This is a genomic window from Pseudomonas sp. BP6 (assembly GCF_017875935.1).
Lineage (GTDB): Bacteria > Pseudomonadota > Gammaproteobacteria > Pseudomonadales > Pseudomonadaceae > Aquipseudomonas > Aquipseudomonas putida_Y.
Genome location: NZ_JAGINI010000001.1, coordinates 5470597 through 5495348, shown reverse-complemented (window position 1 = coordinate 5495348; position 24752 = coordinate 5470597). Strand labels below are relative to the sequence as shown.

Annotated in this window: 20 protein-coding genes; 8 read left to right on the top strand and 12 right to left on the bottom strand. The window is 62.6% G+C overall.

The genetic code is table 11. The features are described from left to right. Positions 1-384: 384 nt before the first annotated feature. Positions 385-1671, bottom strand: coding sequence for an FAD-binding oxidoreductase (locus tag J3A98_RS24960; protein WP_209969179.1), 1287 nt, complete (start codon positions 1669-1671; stop codon positions 385-387). Between the two features lie 157 nt (positions 1672-1828). Continuing rightward, positions 1829-3319 carry an aldehyde dehydrogenase family protein gene (locus tag J3A98_RS24955; protein ID WP_003253547.1) on the bottom strand — a complete coding sequence of 497 codons (1491 nt, stop codon included), beginning with the start codon at positions 3317-3319 and terminating at the stop codon, positions 1829-1831. A 135-nt stretch (positions 3320-3454) separates the two neighbouring features. On the opposite strand from J3A98_RS24955, the gene J3A98_RS24950 reads away from it, so the two are divergent. Then, complete coding sequence (locus J3A98_RS24950; protein ID WP_209969177.1) at positions 3455-4345, top strand: LysR family transcriptional regulator; 891 nt, start codon at positions 3455-3457, stop codon at positions 4343-4345. Between the two features lie 175 nt (positions 4346-4520). Further along, positions 4521-5915, top strand: coding sequence for a VOC family protein (locus J3A98_RS24945; protein ID WP_209969175.1), 1395 nt, complete (start codon positions 4521-4523; stop codon positions 5913-5915). 98 nt (positions 5916-6013) lie between these two features. On the opposite strand, the gene J3A98_RS24940 is transcribed toward J3A98_RS24945, so the two are convergent. After that, on the bottom strand, positions 6014-6940 hold the full coding sequence (locus J3A98_RS24940) for a LysR substrate-binding domain-containing protein (RefSeq protein WP_209969172.1): 927 nt from the start codon (positions 6938-6940) through the stop codon (positions 6014-6016). A 156-nt stretch (positions 6941-7096) separates the two neighbouring features. Here J3A98_RS24940 and J3A98_RS24935 point away from each other — a divergent pair, with 156 nt between their 5' ends. Further along, on the top strand, positions 7097-8485 hold the full coding sequence (locus J3A98_RS24935; RefSeq protein ID WP_209969168.1) for a NorM family multidrug efflux MATE transporter: 1389 nt from the start codon (positions 7097-7099) through the stop codon (positions 8483-8485). A 91-nt stretch (positions 8486-8576) separates the two neighbouring features. Here J3A98_RS24935 and J3A98_RS24930 read toward each other — a convergent pair whose 3' ends face one another. Further along, positions 8577-10244 carry a bifunctional diguanylate cyclase/phosphodiesterase gene (locus J3A98_RS24930; RefSeq protein ID WP_209969164.1) on the bottom strand — a complete coding sequence of 556 codons (1668 nt, stop codon included), beginning with the start codon at positions 10242-10244 and terminating at the stop codon, positions 8577-8579. A gap of 294 nt (positions 10245-10538) precedes the next feature. On the opposite strand from J3A98_RS24930, the gene rep reads away from it, so the two are divergent. Next, entirely contained in the window at positions 10539-12548 is a 2010-nt protein-coding gene (gene rep, locus J3A98_RS24925; protein ID WP_021785228.1) for a DNA helicase Rep, read from the top strand. Positions 12549-12659: 111 nt separating this feature from the next. Next, a complete protein-coding gene (locus J3A98_RS24920) occupies positions 12660-13232 on the top strand; it encodes a xanthine phosphoribosyltransferase (RefSeq protein ID WP_003253535.1) in 573 nt (190 codons plus the stop codon). 109 nt (positions 13233-13341) lie between these two features. On the opposite strand, the gene J3A98_RS24915 is transcribed toward J3A98_RS24920, so the two are convergent. The 6 genes from J3A98_RS24915 to dadA form a co-directional block, all read right to left on the bottom strand. Then, positions 13342-15201: an acetyl-CoA hydrolase/transferase C-terminal domain-containing protein gene (locus tag J3A98_RS24915; protein WP_209969161.1), complete on the bottom strand. Its 1860-nt coding sequence runs from the start codon at positions 15199-15201 to the stop codon at positions 13342-13344. Between the two features lie 132 nt (positions 15202-15333). Beyond that, complete coding sequence (locus J3A98_RS24910; RefSeq protein WP_209969158.1) at positions 15334-16221, bottom strand: RHS repeat-associated core domain-containing protein; 888 nt, start codon at positions 16219-16221, stop codon at positions 15334-15336. A gap of 314 nt (positions 16222-16535) precedes the next feature. After that, entirely contained in the window at positions 16536-16940 is a 405-nt protein-coding gene (locus J3A98_RS24905; RefSeq protein ID WP_176683050.1) for a c-type cytochrome, read from the bottom strand. Positions 16941-17094: 154 nt separating this feature from the next. Next, the gene (locus tag J3A98_RS24900; RefSeq protein ID WP_021785230.1) at positions 17095-17643 is read right to left on the bottom strand and encodes a cupin domain-containing protein; all 549 of its coding nucleotides are present in this window, start codon (positions 17641-17643) and stop codon (positions 17095-17097) included. A gap of 107 nt (positions 17644-17750) precedes the next feature. Then, positions 17751-18824, bottom strand: coding sequence for an alanine racemase (gene alr / locus J3A98_RS24895; protein ID WP_176682866.1), 1074 nt, complete (start codon positions 18822-18824; stop codon positions 17751-17753). Between the two features lie 142 nt (positions 18825-18966). After that, positions 18967-20271, bottom strand: coding sequence for a D-amino acid dehydrogenase (gene dadA, locus J3A98_RS24890; RefSeq protein WP_209969156.1), 1305 nt, complete (start codon positions 20269-20271; stop codon positions 18967-18969). A gap of 156 nt (positions 20272-20427) precedes the next feature. Here dadA and J3A98_RS24885 point away from each other — a divergent pair, with 156 nt between their 5' ends. Beyond that, on the top strand, positions 20428-20916 hold the full coding sequence (locus J3A98_RS24885; protein ID WP_003253520.1) for an Lrp/AsnC ligand binding domain-containing protein: 489 nt from the start codon (positions 20428-20430) through the stop codon (positions 20914-20916). A gap of 2 nt (positions 20917-20918) precedes the next feature. Here the strand turns inward: J3A98_RS24885 and J3A98_RS24880 are convergent, their stop codons facing one another. Continuing rightward, a complete protein-coding gene (locus J3A98_RS24880) occupies positions 20919-21272 on the bottom strand; it encodes a YkgJ family cysteine cluster protein (RefSeq protein WP_176682868.1) in 354 nt (117 codons plus the stop codon). 143 nt (positions 21273-21415) lie between these two features. On the opposite strand from J3A98_RS24880, the gene J3A98_RS24875 reads away from it, so the two are divergent. Continuing rightward, the gene (locus J3A98_RS24875) at positions 21416-22708 is read left to right on the top strand and encodes an FAD-binding oxidoreductase (protein WP_176682870.1); all 1293 of its coding nucleotides are present in this window, start codon (positions 21416-21418) and stop codon (positions 22706-22708) included. 200 nt (positions 22709-22908) lie between these two features. Here the strand turns inward: J3A98_RS24875 and J3A98_RS24870 are convergent, their stop codons facing one another. Further along, positions 22909-23139, bottom strand: a complete 231-nt coding sequence (locus tag J3A98_RS24870) for a DUF1127 domain-containing protein (RefSeq protein WP_176682871.1) — start codon at positions 23137-23139, stop codon at positions 22909-22911. A gap of 178 nt (positions 23140-23317) precedes the next feature. Here J3A98_RS24870 and J3A98_RS24865 point away from each other — a divergent pair, with 178 nt between their 5' ends. Then, on the top strand, positions 23318-24748 hold the full coding sequence (locus J3A98_RS24865) for a PLP-dependent aminotransferase family protein (RefSeq protein WP_176682872.1): 1431 nt from the start codon (positions 23318-23320) through the stop codon (positions 24746-24748). Positions 24749-24752 lie beyond the last annotated feature (4 nt).

The following is a 24752-nucleotide window of genomic DNA, read 5'->3' as shown; positions in this document are numbered from 1 at the left end:
CTACACAATGGCCTGCGCCGGGCCACCGATGTGTGCCCCCCGCTCCGCGCGTAGGAGCGGGTTTACCCGCGAAGACGGTAGCGGCGGCAACGGTGATCGGCCTTTGGAAATTGGCCAGCAGGCCCGGCCCTTTCGCGGGTGAACCCGCTCCTACACAATGGCCTGCGCCGGGCCACCGATGTGTGCCCCCCGCTCCGCGCGTAGGAGCGGGTTTACCCGCGAAGACGGTAGCGGCGGCAACGGTGATCGGCCTTTGGAAATTGGCCAGCAGGTCCGGCCCTTTCGCGGGTGAACCCGCTTCTACACAATGGCCTGCGCCGGGCCACCGATCTGTGCCCCCCGCTCCGCGCGTAGGAGCGGGTTCACCCGCGAAGAGGCCAGCAGCTACAACACAACCCTCAGGCACTGACCCGCGTGGTACAGCGAGAACCCGGACTCATAGAACGCCGTACGCAGCGAAGGCGCGCTCACGCCGCTCATCGGCGAGAACGGAATGGGCAGGCTGTCCGCCTCGCCCTTGAGCAGGAACTCAGCAAACGCACGCCCGATCACGGTGCCGGTTGTGTTACCCCGCCCGTTGTACCCGGTTACCGCCACCAGCCCCGGCGCCGGCTCGAACAGGCGCATCAGGTGGTCGGGGGTGAAGTCGATGCAACCGGTCCAGTGCATTTCCCACTCGACTTTGCCCAGCTCGGGGTAATAGTGGCTCTGGATGCGGTCGGCCCAGCTACGCACGAACCAGGCTGGCTTGTTGTCTACCCGGCCCAGGCTGCCGAGCAGCAGGCGGCCCTGGTCGTCGCGGCGGATGCTGCTGAGTACGGTGCGGGTGTCCCACGAACCTTGGCCATGTGGCAGCACCTTGTCGGCTGCAGCGCCCTGCAGCGGTTTGGAGGCTACCTGATAGTAGTAACCACGGAAAAACTGCTTCTGCAGGTTGCTCCAGTCGCCTTCGGTGTAGGCGCCGGTGGAAATCACCACCTTTTCGGCGCGCACAGCGCCACGCGCAGTCTTCACCCGCCAGCCATCCCCCTCACGCTCCAGGCCTTCGACCGAAGACTGCTGGAAAATCTTGCCGCCCAGGCGCGCCACGGCGGCCGCCAGGCCCTGGGTGTAGCCCATGGGGTTGATGGTGCCGGCGCGGCGATCAAGCAGCGCAGCGGAAATCTTGTCGGTACCGCAGTATTCCTGGCACTGGGCGCCAGTCAGCAGCTCGACGTCGGCACCTCGGCGGCGCCATTGTTCGTGACGCGCTTCGAGGTCGGCGATGCCGGTGGCGTTGTGCGCCATGTGCAGCGTGCCTTTGTGCTGGGCCTGGCAATCGATGCCGAGGCGCTCGATCATGGCGAACACTTCAGCCGGGGCTTCGCCAAGCACCTTGTTCAGTCGGCTGCCCTGCTTCTGGCCAAGGGTGGCCTCGACGTCGTCGGGGCGGATCCAGGTGCCGGCGTTGACCAGGCCGACGTTGCGCCCGGAGCCACCGTGGCCGATCTGCCAGGCCTCCAGCACGATCACCGACTTGCCCTGTTCGAGCAGGTGGATGGCCGCCGACAGGCCGGTAATACCGCCGCCGATCACGCAGACATCGGCCTTGTGCTCACCGGCCAGGGCCTGGGCGGCGACGGTCGGTTTGCTGACGTGTTCCCACAAGCATTGTTGACGCAGTTCGGACATGGCCGGCTCCAGCAATTTGTTCTTGTTGGGGCCGCAAGGCGGCCCATTCGCGGGTAAACCCGCTCCTACAGGGGTCGGTGTCGCTTGGACGAACCCTGTAGGAGCGGGTCTACCCGCGAACCGGGGGCCAGGCCCCCGGCCATGCAGCATCAATACATCAGTCGAACACGATACCCTGCGCCAGCGGCAGCTCACGCGAGTAGTTCACGGTGTTGGTCTGGCGACGCATGTAGCCTTTCCAGGCATCCGAGCCCGACTCACGGCCACCGCCCGTTTCCTTCTCGCCACCAAACGCACCGCCGATCTCGGCGCCGCTGGTGCCGATGTTGACGTTGGCGATACCACAGTCGCTGCCCGAGGCGCTCTGGAAGCGCTCGGCCTCACGGATGTCGGTGGTGAAGATGCAGGACGACAGGCCTTGTGGCACTTCGTTGTTCAGGCGCAGGGCCTCTTCGAAGTCGTCATAGGCCAGCACATACAGGATCGGGGCGAAGGTTTCGTGGCGCACCACGTCACTCTGCGCCGGCATTTCAGCAATGGCTGGCGAAACGTAGTAGGCGTTCGGGTACTGGTCGGCCAACTGACGCTCGCCACCAAATACCTGGCCACCTTCGTCACGGGCCTTGGCCAGTGCACCTTGCATGGCGTCGAACGACTGCTTGTCGATCAGCGGGCCTACCAGGTTGTCTTTACGTGGGTCGCCGATGCGCACTTTGCCGTAGGCGGCTTTGACGCGGGCAACCACTTCGTCCTTGATCGAGCGGTGCACGATCAGGCGGCGCAGGGTGGTGCAACGCTGGCCGGCAGTGCCGACAGCCGAGAACAGGATGCCACGCACGGCCAGGTCCAGGTCGGCGCTCGGGGCCAGGATCATGGCGTTGTTGCCACCCAGCTCCAGGATGCTGCGGCCGAAGCGGGCAGCCACGCGTGGGCCGACTTCGCGACCCATGCGGGTGCTGCCGGTGGCGCTGACCAGCGGTACGCGCGGGTCGTCGACCATGGCTTCGCCAGCTTCACGGCCGCCGATAACCAGTTGTGCCAAGCCAGCCGGAGCATCGCCGAAGGCTTTCAGGGCTTTTTCGAACAGCGCCTGGCAGGCCAGGGCGGTCAGCGGAGTTTTCTCGGACGGCTTCCATACCACCGAGTTGCCGGCCACCAGCGCCAGCGCGGTGTTCCAGGCCCACACGGCAACCGGGAAGTTGAAGGCGCTGATGACGCCGACCACGCCCAGCGGGTGCCAGGTTTCACGCATGTGGTGGCCAGGGCGCTCGGAAGCGATGGTCAGGCCGTACAGCTGGCGCGACAGGCCTACGGCGAAGTCGCAGATGTCGATCATTTCCTGCACTTCGCCCAGGCCTTCCTGGGTGATCTTGCCGGCTTCGATCGAGACCAGCTCGCCGAGGTCGGCCTTGTGCTCACGCAGCACTTCGCCGAACAGGCGCACCAGTTCGCCACGGCGCGGAGCCGGCACACTGCGCCAGGCTTCGAAGGCGCTCTGGGCCTGATCGATGCGGGCGATGGTCTCGGCCTTGCCGAGCAGTTTCACCGAGGCGATCTGGCTGCCGTCGATCGGCGTGTGAACAGGGTAGTCGCCCTGGGTGTAAGCCTCGGCGGCAACGCCAAGGCGCTCGAGCAATCCAGCAACCATTTGTGCATCTCCTACATCGGTGATGGGGTGGAAAAATGATGTGGATCAGTATTAATCCGATCACATAGGTACAACAAACGACCTTTATTCCGCATATCATTCCGTCAGGTAATGATTTGAGCCGCAGAGACCGCTATGTCAAAACGCCTGGTACCCTCCATGACCGCCCTGCAGTGCTTTGAAGCTGCAGCCCGCCATCTGAGTTTTACCCGTGCCGCTGAAGAACTGCACCTGACCCAGAGCGCGGTCAGCAAGCAGGTGGCGCAGCTGGAGGACATGCTGCGCCACCACCTGTTCCTGCGCATCCGCCGGCGCTTGCAACTGACCCCGGCCGGCAGCCTGTACCTGGCCGAGGTCAACAAAATCCTCACCCAGGTGGACATGTCCAGCCGCTACGTACTCACCTACGGCGAGCAGACCGAAATATTGAAGGTAGCCACTCAACCAAGTTTTGGCGTGCGCTGGTTGATCCCGCACCTGAAGGGTTTTGGCAAACGGCACAGCAATATCCACCTGGACATTCGCAACGAGATGGAACCGTTCGCCCTTCTGCAAGGCTCGGCTGACGTAGTGTTCTTCTATGGCCAGGGCACCTGGCCCGGGGCCACCTGCGTGGAGTTGTTCCGTGAAGAGGTGGTGCCGGTGTGTGCGCCAGAGCTGCTGGCCGGGCGCAAGCTGGCCGGTGCCGAGGAGCTGGCCGAGCTGGTGCTGCTGCAAAGCACCTCGCGCCCGGAGGCCTGGCATGAGTGGTTCCTGGAGCAGGGCCTGCAAAGCGTCAGCGCCTACCACGGGCCGCGCTTCGATACGTTCTATATGGCGTTGAGCGCGGCGCAGGCCGGCTGCGGGGTGGCGCTGGTGCCACGCTATCTGGCGGCGAAGGAACTGGCGGAAGGTAGCCTGGTGGTGCCGTGGAATCATGCGATGCGCAGCGCCGGGGCGCATTACCTGGCGTATGCCGAGCATGCGGCGGAGGTGCCCAAGGTGCGGGCGCTGGTGGAGTGGATCCACGAACAGCTACAGGCTTGAGGGCCTCTTCGCGGCTAAAGCCGCTCCTACGGGGACCGCGTAAGCGCGGCTTTAGCCGTGAAAGGGCCGTCGAGGTCGATCAAAAAAGGAATGACACACTCACTTTTTTTCGCTTGTGAGCAAAGTGCATTCCCAGCTTTCATGTAAGCGTCCGAACCCAACCAGGAAGCTAGCGATGCCAGCCCACGATTTCGTCAGCCCAGACAGCATCCGCGCGCAGTTCTCTGCCGCCATGTCGCTCATGTACAAACAGGAAGTGCCGCTGTACGGCACGCTGCTGGAGCTGGTGAGCGAAATCAACCAGCAGGTGATGGCCCGGCAACCCGAAGTGGCCGAGGCCCTGCGCTGGACCGGCGAAATCGAGCGCCTTGACCAGGAACGCCACGGCGCCATCCGCGTCGGCACCGCCGAAGAACTGGCCACCATCGCCCGCCTGTTCGCCGTCATGGGCATGCAGCCGGTCGGCTACTATGACCTCAGCTCCGCTGGCGTACCGGTGCATTCCACTGCCTTCCGCGCGGTGCACGAGCAATCGCTGCATGTCAGCCCGTTCCGTGTGTTCACCTCGCTGCTGCGCCTGGAGCTGATCGACAACCCGCAGTTGCGCGAGCTGGCACAGGGCATCCTGGCCAAGCGCCAGATCTTCACCGCCCGCGCCCTCGAACTGATCGCCCAGTGTGAGCGCGAGGGTGGCCTTGACGCCGCGGATGCAGAGACGTTCGTGCAGGAAGCGCTGCACACCTTCCGCTGGCACCAGGACGCTACCGTCACTGCCGAGCAATACCAGCAGTTGCACGACCAACACCGCCTGATCGCCGATGTGGTGGCCTTCAAGGGCCCGCACATCAACCACCTGACCCCACGTACCCTGGATATCGATGCAATCCAGCGCGGCATGCCGGCCAAGGGTATCCCGCCGAAGGCCGTGGTTGAAGGCCCGCCCACCCGCCGCCACCCAATCCTGCTGCGCCAGACCAGCTTCAAGGCTCTGCAGGAAACGGTCGCCTTCAGCGACCAGCAAGGCAGCAAAGGCAGCCACACCGCACGCTTTGGCGAAATCGAGCAACGCGGTGCAGCGTTGACGCCGAAAGGTCGCCAGCTCTACGACAAGTTGCTCGACGCTACCCGCGCTGCGCTGGGTGGCGCTCCAGCCGAAGCCAATGCCGAGCGTTACATGGCGCTGCTGAAGGCAAACTTTGCCGAATTCCCGGATGACCTGGCGCAGATGCGCGAACAAGGCCTTGCATATTTCCGCTACTTCGCCACCGAGAAAGGCCTGGCCGCACGCGACCAGGAAGGCCGCCCGACCACCCTGCAAGGCTTGATCGACGCGGGCCACGTGCACTTCGAGGCGCTGGTGTACGAGGACTTCCTGCCAGTGAGCGCAGCGGGGATCTTCCAGTCCAACCTGGGCGACGATGCGCAGGCCGAGTACGGTAGCAACGCCAACCGCGAAGCGTTCGAAGCGGCGTTGGGGTTGCAGGTACAGGATGAGCTGGCGCTGTATGCGCAAAGCGAGCGCCGGTCGCTGCAGGCCTGCGCACAAGCGTTGAATCTGGGCTCGATGTAAATCTGTACCGGCCTCTTCGCGGGCTTGCCCGCTCCCACAGGTACAGGGCATACGACCTGTGGGAGCGGGCGAGCCCGCGAAGAGGCCGGTGCAGGTGATCAAAGACGCGGCAAGACTTCCACATCCGGCAAATCCATCGCCGCCACCTCGTCTTCCAGAAACGCACTCAACCGCCGCAAACGCTCACCACCCGGGCGGGTACGCGGCCACACCAGGTAGTAATCCATGCCGCTGGGCACCGCCGTCGGCCATGGCAGGCTCAAGCGCTTCTGCGCCACATCTTCGGCCACCATCAGCAAGTCGCCCATGGATATCCCGTAGCCACGCGCTGCGGCAATCATGCCCAGCTCCAGGGTGTCGAACACCTGGCCGCCCTTGAGCGATACCTTGTCGCCAAGCCCCATACGCTCCAGCCACTCCCGCCAGTCACGCTTGTCCACCGTGGGGTGCAGCAGTTCGACAGAGGCCAGCCTGCACACATTCCAGGGTTCCTCGTCGAGCAGGTCCGGCGCGCCGACCGGGATCAACAACTCAGGGAACAGCTTGCGCACCTCCCACTCCGGCGGGAATACCCCGTCGCTGAGCAACACCGCGCAATCGAACGGCTCCTGGTGGAAGTCCACATGGTCGACATCCATCCAGGCACTGGTCAGCTGCACCTCATTGCCCGGTTGCAGGTGGCGAAAGCGACTGAGGCACGCCAGCAACCAGCGCATGGTCAGGGTCGAGGGGGCTTTCATGCGCAGTATGTCGTCTTCACCACTCAAGGTTTCGCAGGCCCGCTCAAACGCCGCAAAGCCCTCGCGCACGCCCGGCAGCAGTACCCGCCCCGCTTCGGTAAGTTGCAGGCTGCGGCCACTGCGCACGAACAGGCGGCAGGCAAAATGCTCTTCCAACGTACGGATATGCCGGCTGATGGCGCTTTGGGTAATAGAAAGCTCTTCGCCCGCACGGGTGAAGGAGCTTAGCCGCGCGGCAGCTTCGAATGCGCGCAGTGCATACAGGGGTGGTAGCTGGCGTGGCATGAGGCACCTGCAATATAGGCGTGTGAGGCAAGTCACCGAGAAACCTATATACATGAGTTCAACTCATGCCAACTATCGCTTTTATCCTTTTGTGCAAAGTTGACCGAAGCCTCAGAATCGCCGTTCGTTGATCACTCCAGAATGAAGGACCGCCCCATGCACGTCGCGCCCACCACAGAACTCAAGGCTTTGCTGCGCCTGGCCGGGCCGCTGATTGCCTCGCAGTTGGCGCACATGCTGATGGTGCTGACCGACACCCTGATGATGGCCCGCATCAGCCCTCAGGCTCTGGCGGGTGGTGGTCTGGGGGCAGCCAGCTATTCGTTCGTATCGATCTTCTGCCTGGGCGTGATCGCCGCAGTCGGCACGCTGGTGGCCATTCGCAAGGGTGCCAACGACATCGAGGGCGCTACCCGCCTGGCGCAGAACGGTCTGTGGCTGGCCTGGGGCCTTGCACTGTTCGCTGCGCTGGTGCTGTGGAACCTTGAACCGGTGCTGCTGCTGTTCGGGCAAAAGCCCGAGAACGTGGCCTCGGCGGCGCAATTCCTTACCCTGCTGCCGCTGGCCCTGCCCGGCTACCTGACCTTCATGGCCTTGCGCGGCTTCACCAGCGCGCTGGGCCGCTCGACCCCGGTGATGGTCATCAGCCTGGTAGGCACGGTGCTCAACTACCTGTTCAACGTGGCGCTGATCGAGGGCATGTTCGGCCTGCCCAAGCTGGGGCTGATGGGCATCGGCCTGGTCACTGCAGTGGTGTCGATGGGCATGGCCATCGCCCTGGCGCTGTACATCCGCTGGCACCCGGCCTACGCCGCCTACCCGCTGCGCAAGGGCCTGTCACGCCCATCACTGGCGGCCTTGCGCGAACTGTGGCGGCTGGGCCTGCCGATTGGCGGCACGTACATGGTGGAAGTGGGCCTGTTCGCCTTCGCCGCGCTGTGCATGGGCGTACTGGGCAGCACCGAACTGGCGGCGCACCAGATTGCCCTGCAGATCGTGTCCACGGCATTCATGGTACCGACAGGCTTGTCCTATGCGGTGACCATGCGCGTAGGCCTGTACTACGGCGCCGGTAACCTGCTGGCAGCACGCAGCGCCGGGCGGGTGGGCATCGGCTTCGGGGCAATGATCATGTTTGCCTTCGCCGCCCTGTTCCTGCTGCTGCCCGAAGCGCTGGTAGGGCTGTTTATCGACCGTAATGACCCGGCCTTTGCCGCGATCTTCCAGGTGGCCGTGCAGTTGTTGATGGTGGCGGCGTGGTTCGAACTGTTCGACGGCATGCAGACGATTGCCATGGGCTCTATCCGAGGGCTGAAAGATGCCAAGACCACCTTCCTGATCGGGCTGGTGTGCTACTGGCTGGTGGGGGCGCCGAGCGCCTGGTTGTTCACCTTTACCCTGGGCGGTGGTGCAGTAGGGATCTGGTGGGGGCTGGCGCTGGGGCTGGCATGTGCGGCGGTGGCGCTGACCTTTGGCTTTGAGTGGCGGATGAAGCGGTTGCTGGGGAAGGCTTGGGCTACCGGAAAAGCGACGGCTTCGGCCTGACTTGGGGGCCTATTCGCGGGTAAACCCGCTCCTACAGGATTGCGCAGGCTCAAAATTGCGCGTCCCCTGCGAGCGTACCCGCGAAAGGGCCCTAAAGGACACCCTCCAACTGGCGGCCAGGCGCCTGCAGCAAATACGCCATCAATTCCTCTATCGGCAGCGGCTTGCTGACCAGGAAACCCTGCACCTGGTCGCAGCCAAACCCACGCAACAACGCCAGCTGCTCTTCACTCTCCACCCCCTCGGCCACCACCTCGAGGTTGAGGTTGTGCGCCAGGTTGATCATGGCGTGCACCAGCTTACGGTTTTCTTCACGCATTTCCATTTCCGCAACAAAGCTGCGGTCCACCTTGAGCAAGGTGATCGGCAGGCTGTTGAGGTGCACGAACGAAGAGAACCCGGTGCCGAAATCATCGAGCGAGAAGCGCACGCCCAGGCGACCCAGCGCGTCCATGGTCTGGCGCACCACCTCGTTGCGGCGCATCACCGCCGTCTCGGTCAGTTCGAACTCAAGCCAGCGGGCATCCACACCGTGCTCGAGGATCAGGCGACTCAAGGTGGCCAGTAGCTGGCTGTCCTGGAACTGGCGGAAACTCAAATTGACCGCCATGTGCAGCGGTTCCAGGCCGCGCTCGCACAGTGCCTGCATGTCACTCAAGGCACGGGAAATAACCCAATAGCCCAAGGGCACGATCAGGCCGCTCTGCTCGGCCAGTGGCACGAACTCGCTGGGCGGCAGCAGCCCGCGCTCGCCATGGCGCCAGCGCACCAGCGCCTCCAGCCCGACAATGCGCCCGTCGGCCAGGTTAAGGCGGGGCTGATAGTGCAGCTCCAGCTCGTCGCGGCGCAGGGCGCGGCGCAATTCGCTTTCCAGGTCGGCAAGGCTGCGGGCGTTGCGGTTGATGCGTTCGTTGAACACATGGAAGGTGCAGCCTTGGCTGCCCTTGGCCTGACGCATGGCGATGTGCGCGTGCCACATCAGCGGATCGGCGCCGCTCTGTGCGCGAGCATGGGCCAGGCCCAGGCTGCAGCCCAACAACAGGCTTTCGCCGTCGATCCAATAAGGTTCGGCCAAGGCCTCGACGATGCGGTCGGCCATCCATTCGGCGCGGTTGGCATCGCGGCGGGTGTCGATCAGCAGGGCAAACTCGTCGCTGCCCAGTCGTGCCAACTGGTCGCCCGCTTCCAACTGATGCTTCAGCCGTGCCACGACCTGCAGGATCAACCGGTCACCGCACTGGTGGCCGAGGGCATCGTTGACGTGGCGGAAGTTGTCCAGGTCCAGGTGGCCAAGCGCAACACCACGGCCGTCGTTTTCGGCCAGGCGCGCATTGAGCAAAGCCTGGAAGCCCTGGCGGTTGGCGATGCCGGTCAGCGGATCCTGCTCGGCCAGGCGCTGCAAGGTGGCGACCAGCACACCGCGCTCTCGCACATGGCGCAGTGAGCGGCGCAGGGTATCGGCGTTGAGCTGGTCGCGTACCAGCCAGTCGCTGACAGCGCTGGGCGCCGCCTCAGGCTCGTGGTCAAGCAGCAGGATGGTCGGCAGCTCGCAACGCCCGGCGGCGGGCTGCAAGCCTGGCGTTGCCAGCACGACGGCCTGGCGATCATGACTGAACAGGCTGTCGACCGCCTCCCAGTTTGGCGCAGTCAGTAGCACGGCGCTGCCACCCAGTGCAGGCATGCAGGCGTGCAACAAGGCGGCCCATTCCGGCTCATCGGCCAACAGCAGCAAACGCAAAGGTTCGACAGGCGTGGACAAGCGGGCTCCTTAGGGCTTCACGGTGCAACGAGACTGGCGGGTATGCCACTGCATTCAATGAAAATGATTTTCAATTTTATACATGTTTCTCGGGCGTAGCATCCCGACGTATTTTGTCGTGCATCCTGCGCGAAACGGCACAAACCGGCAAATATGATTTTTTCAGCTACTAGCATTAGTAGCGCTAATAGTGAGACGGACAAAAGTCTGACTCAGACGTCAGACGGTCGCGCCACAACGGCCCCATGCCTGTTAGAATGCGCGGCTATTTTCTGGCGACCCCCGGTTTCTAGCATGTCCCGACTCAATCCCCGGCAGCAGGAAGCCCGTGACTATGTCGGCGGCCCTCTTTTGGTGCTCGCCGGTGCAGGTTCGGGCAAGACCAGCGTGATCACGCGCAAGATTGCCCACCTCATCCAGAACTGCGGCATCCGCGCCCAGTACATCGTGGCGATGACCTTTACCAACAAGGCCGCGCGCGAGATGAAGGAGCGGGTTGCCACCTTGCTGCGCCCGGGAGAAGGCCGTGGCCTGACCGTGTGTACGTTCCACAACCTGGGCCTGAACATCATCCGCAAGGAACACGAGCGCCTGGGTTACAAGCCGGGGTTCTCGATCTTCGACGAGTCCGACATCAAAGCGTTGCTGTCGGACATCATGCAGAAGGAATACTCCGGCGACGACGGCATCGACGAGATCAAGAACATGATCGGTGCCTGGAAGAACGACCTTATCCTGCCACCAGAGGCCCTGGAAAAAGCGCGCAACCCACGCGAGCAGACCGCAGCCATCGTCTACACCCACTATCAGCGTACGCTCAAGGCGTTCAACGCAGTGGACTTCGATGACCTGATCCTGCTGCCAGTCAAACTGTTCCAGGAGCACCCCGAGGTGCTGGAACGCTGGCAAAACCGTGTGCGCTACCTGCTGGTAGACGAATATCAGGACACCAACGCCAGCCAGTACCTGCTGGTGAAGATGCTGATCGGCATGCGCAACCAGTTCACCGTGGTAGGCGACGACGACCAGTCGATCTACGCCTGGCGTGGTGCACGCCCTGAGAACCTGATGCTGCTCAAGGAAGACTACCCCTCCCTGAAGATCGTCATGCTCGAGCAGAACTACCGCTCCACCAGCCGCATCCTGCGCTGTGCCAACGTGTTGATCGCCAACAACCCGCATGCGTTCGAGAAACAGCTATGGAGCGAAATGGGTGTGGGCGACGAGATCCGCGTGATCCGTTGCAAGAACGAGGAAGCCGAGGCCGAACGCGTGGCCATGGAAATCCTCACCTTGCACCTGCGCACCAACCGCCCGTACAGCGACTTCGCCATCCTCTACCGCGGCAACTACCAGGCCAAGCTGATCGAACTGAAGCTGCAGCACCACCAGGTGCCGTATCGCCTGTCGGGTGGCAACAGTTTCTTCGGCCGCCAGGAGGTCAAGGACCTGATGGCCTACCTGCGCTTGCTGGTGAACCCGGACGACGACAACGCCTACCTGCGTGTGATCAACGTACCGCGCCGGGAAATCGGCTCCACCACCCTGGAAAAGCTCGGCAACTACGCCACCGAGCGCGGTATATCGATGTACGCCGCCAGCGAGGAACTGGGCCTGGGCGAGCACCTGGACGCGCGCTACACCGAGCGTTTGCAGCGCTTCAAGCATTGGCTGGATGGGGTGCGCCACAAGGTCGCCCTGGAAGACCCGATTGCCGCGCTGCACGAGATGATCCGCGACATCGACTACGAGAACTGGATCCGCCAGCAGACCGCCAGCGACAAGGCTGCAGAATTCCGCATCAGCAACGTCTGGTTCCTGGTGGAAGCGCTGAAAAACACCCTCGAGAAGGACGAAGAGGGTGACATGACCATCGAAGACGCCATCGGCAAGCTGGTGCTGCGCGACATGCTCGAGCGCCAGCAGGAAGAAGAAGAGAACGCCGAAGGTGTGCAGATGATGACCCTGCATGCCTCCAAGGGCCTGGAATTCCCCTACGTGTTCATCATGGGCATGGAAGAGGAAATCCTCCCGCACCGCTCCAGCATCGAGGCCGACACCATCGAAGAGGAACGCCGCCTGGCCTACGTGGGCATCACCCGCGCGCGCCAGACCCTGGCCTTCACCTTCGCCGCCAAGCGCAAGCAGTACGGTGAAATCATCGACTGCACGCCCAGCCGGTTCCTCGACGAACTGCCTCCGGACGACCTGGCCTGGGAGGGCCTGGACGATGCGCCGGTCGAGGTGAAGGCCGCACGCGGCAACAACGCCCTGGCCGATATCCGGGCAATGCTCAAACGCTGATCAACCATTACTCTTTAACTTTGCCGCTGTTAGCGGCCACGGTGGTTTGTATGGCCGATTTGAGCTCACAGATCGGCCATACAGACCACTATCTACATCGAGGAAATCACAGTGGAAGCACTGCATCAGAAGATTCGCGAAGAAGGCATCGTGCTTTCCGATCAGGTTCTCAAAGTCGACGCGTTTCTCAACCACCAGATCGATCCGGCGCTGATGCAGCTGATCGGTGACGAGTTCGCTCGCCTGTTCGCCGACGCCGGTGTGACCAAGATCGTCACCATCGAAGCCTCAGGCATTGCCCCGGCGGTGATGACCGGTCTGAAACTGGGTGTGCCGGTCATCTTCGCTCGCAAGCACCAGTCGCTGACCCTGACCGAGAACCTGCTGACCGCCTCGGTGTATTCCTTCACCAAGCAGACCGAGAACACCGTGGCCATCTCGCCGCGTCACCTCAACAGCAGCGACCGTGTGCTGGTGATCGACGACTTCCTGGCCAACGGCAAGGCCTCGCAGGCGCTGATCTCGATCATCAAGCAGGCAGGTGCCACCGTGGCGGGCCTGGGCATCGTGATCGAGAAGTCGTTCCAGGGCGGCCGTGCCGAACTGGACAGCCAGGGCTACCGCGTTGAATCGCTGGCCCGGGTGAAGTCGCTGGAAGGTGGTGTAGTCAGCTTCATCGAATAAACGCGACACCTGCTTCGCGGGCACGCCCGCTCCCACAGGGACAGCACAGGTCTCGAACGCTGTGCCGTACCTGTGGGAGCGGGCGTGCCCGCGAATGGCCGCAACCCTTTTATCTGGTTGCCGCCAGCCCCGCCAACAACAAGCGCTGGTAAAGTTCTTCTTTAAGCCCCTGCGGCTGCCCCAACTGCATCCGCTCCAGGTGGCTTTCATACCCCTCCGGCCCCGGTGCATCCAACGCTGCCTTGCCCAGCTCCAGCACCTCGCTCAGCTTGAACTTGCTCTTCAACCAGTTCAGCGCCCGCAACAGATCCCGCTCCTCGGCCGTAAAGTCGGTGCCCATCGGATACTCCGGGAACAGCCGCGCATGCTGTGCCCTGATCGCCTCCAGGCGTTGCGGGGTATTGTCGGTAAAGCGCGCCTCCAGCTGAAAGTCGTCGGCAAGCTTGCCAGCTTCTTTGGCCTGCTTGATCAGGCCCGGCTGGAACCGCGAATCGCTCACCGCCAACAACCGCGCTATCACCTCGCTGTCAGTCTGCCCACGTAAGTCCGCGATACCGTACTCGGTCACCACGATATCGCGCAGATGCCGAGGAATGGTGCAGTGGCCATAGGTCCAGAACAGGTTCGAGGTCACCTCCCCGCCTGCCTCGCGCCAGCTGCGCAATAGCAGGATCGAACGCCCGCCCTCCAGCGCATGGCCCTGTGCAACGAAGTTGTACTGCCCGCCCACGCCACTGAGCACGCGGCCGTCTTCAAGCTGGTCGGCCACCCCGGCGCCGAGCAGGGTCATGCCGAACGCGGTGTTGATGAAGCGCGCATCACGACGTTGTCGGCGCTTGAGTGCCTCCTGCCCATAGAGCTCGTTGATGAAGCTGATACGGGTCATGGCAAACTGCGCGCGCTGCTCCAGCGGCATCTCGCGCAAGCGCTGGTAGAACGCTTGCGGGCCGAGGAAAAAGCCGCCATGCAGTATTGTGCCCTGCTCGTCCGCCGGGCGTCGTAGCAGCCCTGCTTCAGCCAGCACCAGCAGGCCGTTGACGAACATCTCGCTGCAGCCGTACAAGCCGTGGGCAAAGGTGCCCAGACCCCCTTCTCGCTCGATCAATGTCTGCCACGGTCCGACATCCAGCGCCTTGAGCACCGCACGGTAACCGGCGTTGTCGCCCTGACGCGCCAGCAATGCCGCGGCAACCGCATCGCCCATGGCACCAATGCCGATCTGCAGCGTACCGCCATCGCGTACCAGGCTGCTGGCGTGCAGACCGATGCAGTGGTCCTGGATGCCGACCGGCATATTTGGCGTGGAAAACAACCGGCGTTGCTCGGCTTCGTCGAGCAGCAGGTCGAAGGAATCGATGGGCAGCTCGGCATCGCCTGGCATGTAGGGCAGCTCGGCATGCACCTGGCCCAGCATAAGGATGGTTTCGCCAGCCGCGCGGCGCTTGGCGATCATCGGCAGCAGGTCGAGGGTGATGTCTGGGTTGCAGGCCAGGCTCAAGTGCACGGGCTTTTCGGGGGTGGCGGCCACCAACTGGGCGATCAGGTTCAGGCCCTTGGCGTTGATATCCCGTGCGGCATGGCTGTAGTTGCTGCTGACGTAGTCCTGCTGGGCTGATTCGCTGTGCAGCAGGCTACCGGGCTGCATGAAGAACTGTTCGACCCGAATATTGGGTGGCAACGTGTCGTTGCGCAGGTCTGCGAGGTAACTGAGCTCTTCGTAGTCAGCGAAGACTCGGTCGACGAAGGGTTCGAGAAAGCGCCGCTGCAGGCCATCGCCCAGTGGCGGGCGGCCGAGGGAAAGTGCGGTGTAGATGGTCAGGCGCCGTTCGGGCAGCTCGCGTACGCGGGCGTAAAGCGCGTTGACGAAGGCATTGGGTTTCCCCAGGCCCAAAGGCAGGCCCATATGGATATGGGTTGGCAGCCGGGACAAGACCTGCTCGACAGCCTGGTCGATGGAGCAGAGGTGCATGGGGCCTCCTGAAACATCCATGGGTTCAGGGATTGGACATGGCACTGGCGGGTTGGTTGCCTGGCCTGCCTCTTTGTGGCCAGGCCTCACCCAGACTTTGACATTTCCCAACAGCCGCTTTAGCCCGAAGGTCTAGAACCAATTTCGACCCGCATAAGGCTCGTCAGAGGGTGGTTTTCCATAAGCTGCACTGAGTTCTATCGGGAATCTTATATCTCTTCGCACTTTAACCGCGTAGTAAGCTCTCTCATGAATAACCATCACATCACGACGCACATAGGAATAATGTACGCTTTCAACCCAGCGCGAAGAGTCTTTAACGTAAACACCCATTATAATCCCATCAGCGCCCGCAAAATTATTGGCCAACTCTGCTGACTGTGTCACATACAAACCTCGCCCTGCCATGCCACCGCTGGAGAAGTTAATGTCCGGTCCTGACTCCAAGGAATCAATATACTTCCTCTTGGTTCCATGCAGCCCGAACAATTTATAGCCCTCCGGGGCGTTACCGATGTCAGTCCCGATAACCAGGCTCATGGGATAATCAGTTCCCGCATAACTCCAAGTGTAGTCTGTGCGGTTAGCTTTTATGGATGCAGGCAGGTTTTTTTGAGTAGGCGGCTTACCGCTCAAAGCAGGCTTATTTGAAAAAGCTTGTCCAAAAAACTGCTTGGCCAATTTTACAACAGGGACATTACCGCTTGGGTCCAGACGGTTTATAGGCTCGCCTATGCAGTACGCATATGAATTCAACCCTCCCGCTGCGAACGGGCTCATGCTGTCCGGGCTAATAAAGCGCATCAATGATGGGTTAAATGCTCGACGACCGTTACCCAGTAGATAACAGCCGGTAACAGGGTCCTGTCGGCCACCATTAAAGCCGAGCACGGCCTGGAAAATCGAGAGATAGCCATAAGGCGAATAGGCCAGATGCCGAGGGGCGCTGCCGGGGATCAGCTTTTGCGGCTGTGTTCGACCGGCTGCATGTTGCTCGGGACAGTTATCGCCCAGATCCATTGTTAGCCACCACTGCAATCAGAAGCGTCAGTGTTCTTCAGAACCCTGAAAAATAGAACTGGTAAAAATGCTAGTTCTCATGGAATCAGGCTCAGCCCGATCGGGGCTTCTGGAGACATCCATGGACATGGCTCTAGCGGGTTGGTTGCCTGTGCTGGACCTTTCGCGGGCACGCCCGCTCCCACAGGATAACCATAATCCTCAGGTTCTGAGGGGGGCTTGTGGGAGCGAGTGTGCCCGCGAAAGGGCCAGCACAGGCACCACAAAAACAAAGCCCGCCATCAACGGCGGGCCTCATGCAATTCAGCTGTAAATCACAGCCCGGACATTTTCTTGATCGCTTCTTTCAGGTCTTCATCCGAGCAGTCTGCACAGGTCCCCTTCGGCGGCATGGCGTTGATGCCGGTAATGGCCTTGGCCAGGATGCCGTCCAGGCCGCCCTGATGGTCGGCGCGTTCTTTCCACGCGGCGGTGTCACCAATTTTAGGCGCGCCGAGCAAGCCGCTGCCATGGCAGGCATTGCAGTGCTTGGCGATGATTTCATCCGGCGTCTTGGCTCCCCCGCCACCTGCTGCAGCGGCCACTTCCATGCCTTTGCATTCCTGACCCTGGACGCATACCTGGCCAACCGGCTCCAGGCGTTTGGCGATGTCGTCATCGGTCGCAGCGGTTGCGCTCATTGCCCAGAGGGCGAATACGGCTGCTGGTACGGCCAGCATCTTCTTGATTTGATTCACGCGAACACCCTCATGGTGGCTAATCACGCTCGCGGCCACGGATCGGCGAGCGTTGAAAAGTATAGCGGGAACCCAGAAGCCGTGAAACGACCCCACACAGGAAAGGGGTATTGCCGAATCAATGCACTGCGCTGGATCAAAAGTTTGAAGGCGTCGCCGCACTGATCAGCCGCGCCGGCTGGTCGAATGGGTTGCGAAAGCGGTGCGGGCGGGTGCTTTCGAAGTAGTAGCTGTCGCCCTCTTCGAGAACGAAAATCTCGTTGCCGACCACCAGTTCCAGGCGGCCTTCAAGCAGGATACCGGTCTCCTCGCCGTCGTGGGTCAGCATTTCGGCACCGGTGTCGGCGCCTGGCGGGTACACCTCGGTCAGAAAAGCGATGGCACGGTTGGGGTGCGACTTGCCAACCAGCTTCATGGTTACCGCACCGTCCGAGATATCAATCAGCTCGTGGGCCTTGTAGACGATCTGAGTGGGGCTTTCGGGCTCCAGCTCGACCGAAAAGAATTCGACCATGGACATGGGAATGCCGCTCAGCACTTTGCGCAGCGAGCTGATAGAGGGGCTTACGCTGTTCTTCTCGATCATCGAGATGGTGCTGTTGGTCACGCCTGCACGCTTGGCGAGTTCGCGCTGGGACAGGCCCTTGAGCTTGCGGATGGCTTGCAGTCGTTCGCCGACGTCCAAAGCTGGAGCCTCCTGAAACAGTGGGAAAGGGGTGGTTGTGAACGATATCATGGCAATGCCGTTCAGTATTTACAACACACCGCCCCCAACCTGTCCGCTTCAGCGTGTCATTCGCCGATGTAGTCCCGTGGTACTCGCTTCAGGTTGCAGAAGATCTGGTAGGGAATAGTGCCCGCATGCGCGGCCACCTCACTGGCCAGCACCTGTTTGCCCCATAGTTCTACCGGGCTGCCGACAGCGGCTTCTGGTACGTCGGTGAGGTCGATGCTGAGCATGTCCATCGACACCCGGCCGATCAGTTGGGTGCGCTTGCCGGCGACCAGCACCGGGGTGCCGTTGGGCGCCTGGCGCGGGTAGCCATCGGCATAGCCCATGGCAACCACACCCACGCGGGTCGGCCGAGGGCTGACGAACTTGGCACCATAGCCCACAGGCTCGCCGGCAGGCAGCTCGCGCACGCTGATCACCCGCGATTGCAGGGTCATCACCGGTTGCAGGCGTGCGGCCTCGGCCTGCGCCACTTCGAACGGCGTGGCGCCGTACAGCATCAGGCCTGGGCGCACCCAGTCGCTGGGCGCTTGCGGCCAGCCCAGCACGCCGGGCGAGTTACGCAGGCTGCATTCGGCGGCCAGGCCCTGTCGGGCAGCTTCGAACACGGCGATTTGCTGGGAGGTGGCGTCAGCGTCCAGTTCGTCGGCGCGAGCGAAGTGGCTCATCAACACGATGCGCGAAACCTTGCCACTGGCCAGCAGTCGCTGGTAGGCGTCGTGGTAGTCCTTGGGGTGCAGGCCAACGCGGTGCATGCCACTGTCCAGCTTCAGCCAGGCGGTGAGCGGCTTGTGCAGCGGTGTTTTCTCGATGGCTTCCAGTTGCCATAGCGAGTGCACCACGCACCACAGGTCGTGCTCGGCGATCAGCGCCAGTTCGCTGGCTTCGAAAAAACCTTCCAGCAGCAGCACCGGGGCTTTGATACCGGCAGCGCGCAGTTCCAGCGCCTCTTCGATGCAGGCCACGGCAAAGCCGTCGGCTTCGGCCTCCAGGGCCAGGGCGCAGCGCACGGCGCCGTGGCCATAGGCGTCGGCCTTGATCACGGCGAGGGCTTTGGCACCCGTCAGTTCACGGGCCAGACGGTAGTTGTGGCGCAGGGCCTGGAGGTCGATCAGGGCGCGGGCGGGACGCATGGCGGCTGCCTTATGGTGTTCGGGTTGAAATCGGTGGTGGATTCTTCGCGGGCCTGCCCCTCCCACAGATAGCGCACAGCGTTGAAAAGCTGTGGTGTTCCTGTGGGAGCGGGCAAGCCCGCGAATGGGCCGGCACAGGCTATTACTGCTGGTGAGCCGGCGCGCTTTGCCTGTGCTTGGCCACTTCCCCGCTATTGCCATAACGAGAGATATCCAGGCCTTCGGCACTGATCTGCGGCTTCTTGCGCGCAATCAGGTCGGCCAGCAAGCGACCGGAACCGCACGCCATGGTCCAGCCCAAGGTACCGTGACCGGTGTTCAGGAACAGGTTGCGGAACGCCGTGGCACCCACGATAGGCGTGCCGTCCGGGGTCGCCGGGCGCAAGCCGGTCCAGAAGCTGGCCTGGCTCAGGTCACCGCCGCGAGGATAAAGGTCGTTGACGATCATCTCCAGCGTTTCGCGCCGACGCGGGTTCAGCGACAGGTCAAAACCAGCGATCTCAGCCATGCCCCCAACGCGGATGCGGTTGTCGAAACGGGTGATGGCAACCTTGTAGGTCTCGTCGAGAATGGTCGAAGTCGGGGCCATGTCGCTGTCGGTGATCGGCACTGTCAGCGAATAGCCTTTCAGCGGGTATACCGGGGCCTTGATGCCCAGCGGCTTGAGCATCTGTGGCGAGTAGCTGCCCAGTGCCAGCACGTAGCGGTCTGCCGTCTCCAGCTTGCCGTCGATCCACACGCCATTGATGCGGTCACCCGCAACGTCCAGGCGCTGGATGTCCTGGCCGAAGCGGAACTCCACGCCCAGCTTCAACGCCATGTCGGCAAGCTTGCTGGTGAACAGCTGGCAGTCGCCAGTCTGGTCGTTCGGCAGGCGCAGGGCGCCGGCCAGGATGTCTTTCACGCCAGCCAGGGCAGGTTCGACGCGGGCAATGCCGTCGCGGTCGAGCAGCTCGTAGGGCACGCCGGACTGTTCAAGCACGGCAATGTCCTTGGCCGCAGCATCGACCTGGGCCTGGGTGCGGAACAGCTGGGTGGTGCCCAGGCTGCGGTTTTCGTAGTTGATGCCGGTTTCGGCGCGCAGTTCGTCGAGGCAGTCACGGCTGTACTCGGACAGGCGCACCATGCGTTCCTTGTTCACCGCGTAACGGCTGGCGGTACAGTTGCGCAGCATCTGTGCCATCCACAGGTACTGGTCAACGTCGCCCGTGAGCTTGATGGCCAAGGGGGCGTGACGCTCCAGCAGCCATTTGATGGCTTTGAGCGGTACACCTGGGGCAGCCCAGGGCGAGGCATAGCCGGGCGAGATCTGGCCGGCGTTGGCAAAGCTGGTTTCCATGGCCACCGCCGGCTGGCGGTCGACCACCGTGACTTCGAAACCTTGCCGGGCCAGATAGTAGGCACTGGCGGTTCCGATTACACCGCTACCAAGTACCAGAACTCGCATCGTTTTATCCCTCACACGCGGCGCGCCGCACACTTTTATTGAAATGGCATGAATGAGCGCAGTATAGGAATTTGAGACCAGTGCAATTCACTATATAAAAGCCTATTATTGGCGAGAATTCTCGGCAAAAACGCCTTTCACGGAGGGGCATCCCCTATGAGAACCCAGCACCAGACCAAGCGTGAACTGGACAAGATCGACCGTAACATCCTGCGTATCCTGCAGAATGACGGGCGTATTTCCTTCACCGAACTGGGCGAGAAAGTTGGGCTGTCCACTACCCCTTGCACCGAGCGGGTTCGCCGCCTGGAGCGCGAGGGCATCATCATGGGCTACAACGCCCGCCTGAACCCGCAGCACCTCAAGGGCAGCCTGCTGGTGTTCGTGGAAATCAGCCTGGACTACAAGTCGGGCGACACCTTCGAGGAGTTCCGCCGAGCTGTCTTGAAGCTGCCCCACGTGCTGGAATGCCACCTGGTGTCGGGCGACTTCGACTACCTGGTGAAAGCGCGTATTTCGGAAATGGCCTCGTACCGCAAGCTGCTCGGGGACATCCTGCTGAAACTGCCGCACGTGCGCGAATCGAAGAGCTACATCGTGATGGAAGAGGTGAAGGAGAGCCTCTGCCTGCCGATCCCGGACTGAGGCTAGACCAGCACCTGGCGGGTGGTGGCAATGAACTGGTGGACCAACTGTTCAGCGGCGGGGTCGATCATCGGGTCAGGGCCACGACCACGCGGGCAGGCCATACGCGGGGTGGTACCGAACAGCCGGCAGATCATCGGCCGCTCTTCATACACCGTGCAGCCGTTGGGGCCCAAGTGCACGCAGTCCAGACGCTCCAGAGCAGCGTCCTGCTCGGCCTGGGACTTGCGCGGCAGGCGGGCCATTTCCTCCGCCGAGGTGGTGACCGGCCCGCAGCAGTCATGGCAGCCGGGCTCGCACTCGAATGAAGGGATGAGTTCGCGCAGGAAGTGGATCTTGTGGCGGTTACAGGACATGGCGGGATACAAGCTGACAAAGTAGTTGGATTATAGGCCTATTCGCGGCTCCACCCGCGAATGAGGATGCAGCCCTCGCTGGTTGCCCGGCCGCGATGGCAAAGCTTATCCTCGTCCCCCCTCCAATTTTCAGGGCCGCCCCGATGATCCACAGCGCGCAGCACGCCGCCTCCTATTACGCCGCCAGCAGCGCGCCACACCCCGACCACGCCTTCCTGCAAGGCGAACACAACGCCGACGTGTGCATCATCGGCGGCGGCTACTCGGGCCTGAACACCGCCATCGAGCTGGCCGAGCGTGGTTTCTCGGTCATCCTGCTGGAAGCGCGCAAACTTGGCTGGGGTGCCAGTGGGCGCAATGGCGGTCAACTGATCCGTGGAGTCGGTCATGGTCTGGAGCAGTTCCTCCCGGTCATCGGCGAGGAAGGCGTGCGCACCCTGAAGCTGATGGGCCTGGAGGCCGTACAGATCGTGCGCGAGCGGGTAGAAAAGCATGCCATCGCCTGTGACCTGGCCTGGGGCTACTGCGACCTGGCCAACAAACCCGCCGAGCTGCTGGGCTTCGCCGAAGACGCCGAGGAGCTGCGCAGCCTGGGCTATGCACATGAGTTGCGGCTGGTCGGCAAGGACGATATCCACAGCGTGGTCGGTGCCGACTGCTATGTGGGGGGGCTGGTCGACATGGGCTCCGGGCATCTGCATCCGCTCAATCTGGCATTGGGTGAAGCCGCCGCAGCCGCCCGCCTGGGCGTGAAGTTGTTCGAGCAATCCGAAGTCACCCGCATCGACTACGGCACTGAAGTGCAGGTGCATACAGCCCAAGGCCGGGTACGCGCAAAGACCTTGGTACTGTGCTGCAACGCCTACCACAACGACCTCAACCGCGAACTGGGCGGCAAGGTGCTGCCGGCCGGCAGCTACATCATCGCCACCGAGCCGCTGGGCGAAGAACGCGCACGCGCCTTGCTGCCGCAGAATATGGCGGTGTGTGACCAGCGCGTGGCGCTGGACTACTACCGCCTGTCCGCCGACCACCGCCTGCTGTTTGGCGGTGCCTGCCACTATTCAGGCCGCGACCCGAAGGACATCGCCGCCTACATGCAGCCGAAGATGCTCAAGGTGTTCCCGCAGCTTGCCAACGTGCGCATCGACTACCAGTGGGGCGGCATGATCGGCATTGGTGCCAATCGCCTGCCGCAGGTTGGCCGCCTGGCCAGCCAGCCGAACGTGTATTACGCCCAGGCCTACTCGGGCCATGGGCTCAACGCCACCCACCTGGCCGCGCGCCTGCTGGGTGAAGCCATCAGTGGCCAGGAAAGCGGGCGCTTCGACCTTTTCAACAAGGTGCCGCACATCACCTTCCCTGGCGGCAAGCACCTGCGCTCGCCATTGCTGGCGCTGGGGATGCTGTGGCATCGCCTGAAAGAGCTGGCCTGAAAGTCCCCATCCTTGTGGCAGCAACTGTCTTGCTTAAAATCTAAAAGCTGACTAGCCCCCTGTGGGAGCGGGCGTGCCCGCGAACACGGGCGAAGCCCGTGCCATCCTCCGCGACGCCTGCTTCGCGGGCATGCCCGCTCCCACAGGGTCGGTGCAAGTTTCAAGTCTGGGGCACAACAGGCCCTCCAGCGACCACCCTGTCAGTCCTTCCAGAAGGCTTTCCGCCCTTCGATCCTGGCCTGCTCCCAGCTCAGCCCGACATCGCGCAACTCGTCATCGGTCAGCTGCAGCAACGCCCTGCGGGTATGCCAGCGATGCAACATCAGCCCCCAACGCCCCAAACCCTCTGGCGCGTTGAACACCTTGGCCTGCTGCCCGGCTTCCAGTTCCTTGGCCAACAGTTGCAAGCGCACATCGCTCATGCCACCCATCACCGCATCCTCCCGTTCAGTTGTTACCGTGGAGAAAGCATGCGCGTCGGCACCCTCGACAATACAGATCCAATACAGCCTTATTATTCCCATACAGAATTGGCCGCTGGCCGACTGAATGCTGTATTTTCAGCCCAACTGTACCGGTCGCTATGCCAATGCAGCGCAGGAGTATGCCGTGACCCTCTACCTGAATCTCGCCGAAATACTCGGCGCCCGCATCGAGCAGGGCCTCTATCGCCCCGGCCAGCGCCTGCCGTCTGTGCGCGCACTGAGTGAGGAGCACGGGGTCAGCCTGAGCACCGTGCAGCAGGCCTATCGCATGCTCGAAGACAGCGGCATGGTCTTGCCGCGGCCCAAGTCCGGCTACTTCGTCAGCGACCAACGGCAGTTGCCGGCACTACCCGCAATCAGCCGCCCGGCCCAGCGCCCGGTGGACATCTCCCAGTGGGAGCAGGTGCTGGAACTGGTACGAAGCAACCCGCGCCAGGACGTGGTGCAGCTCGGTCGCGGCATGCCCGACATCGACAGCCCTACCCTGAAGCCGCTGCTGCGCAGCCTCGCCCAGTTGAGCCGGCGCCAGGACATGCCTGGCCTGTACTACGACAACATCCACGGTAACCTGGCCCTGCGCGAACAGGTGGCCCGGCTGATGCTCGACTCCGGCTGCCGCCTGGGGCCCGCCGACCTGGTGATCACCACCGGCTGCCATGAGGCGCTGTCATGCAGCATCCGCGCGGTCTGCGAGCCAGGCGACATCGTCGCAGTCGACTCGCCCAGCTTCCACGGCGCCATGCAAACCCTCAAAGGCTTGGGCATGAAAGCGCTGGAAATCCCCACCGACCCGGTCACCGGCATCAGCCTGGAGGCGCTGGAGCTGGCCTTGGAGCAGTGGCCGATCAAGCTCATACAGATCACCCCCAGCTGCAACAACCCGCTGGGCTACATCATGCCCGAAGCACGCAAGAAGGCCCTGCTGAGCCTTGCCCAGCGCTATGACGTGGCGATTCTGGAAGACGATGTGTACGGCGACCTGGCCTATACCTACCCACGCCCACGCACCCTGAAGTCGTTCGACGACGATGGCCGCGTGCTGCTCTGCAGTTCGTTCTCCAAAACCCTTGCACCCGGCCTGCGGATCGGCTGGGTGGCACCCGGGCGCTACCTGGAGCGAGTGCTGCACATGAAGTACATCAGCACAGGCAGCACCGCCAGCCAGCCTCAGCTGGCCATTGCTGACTTCATCGCAGGCGGGCACTACCAGCCCCATGTGCGGCGCATGCGCAGCCAGTACCAACGTGGCCGCGACCTGATGAGCGACTGGGTGACCCGCTACTTCCCGGCGGGGACCCGGATCAGCCGGCCCCAGGGTGGCTTCATGCTCTGGGTGGAGCTACCCGAACATCTCGACACGCTTCGGCTGAACCGCGCTTTACTGGAGCAGGGCGTGCAGGTTGCCGTGGGCAGCATCTTTTCGGCCTCGGGCAAGTTCCGCCACTGCCTGCGCATGAACTTCGCCGCCAGGCCAACGCCACAAATCGAAGCCTCCGTGCGCAAGGTCGGTGAAACCGCCCTTCGTCTACTGGATGAAGAAAGCGTCGACGCGTAACTTT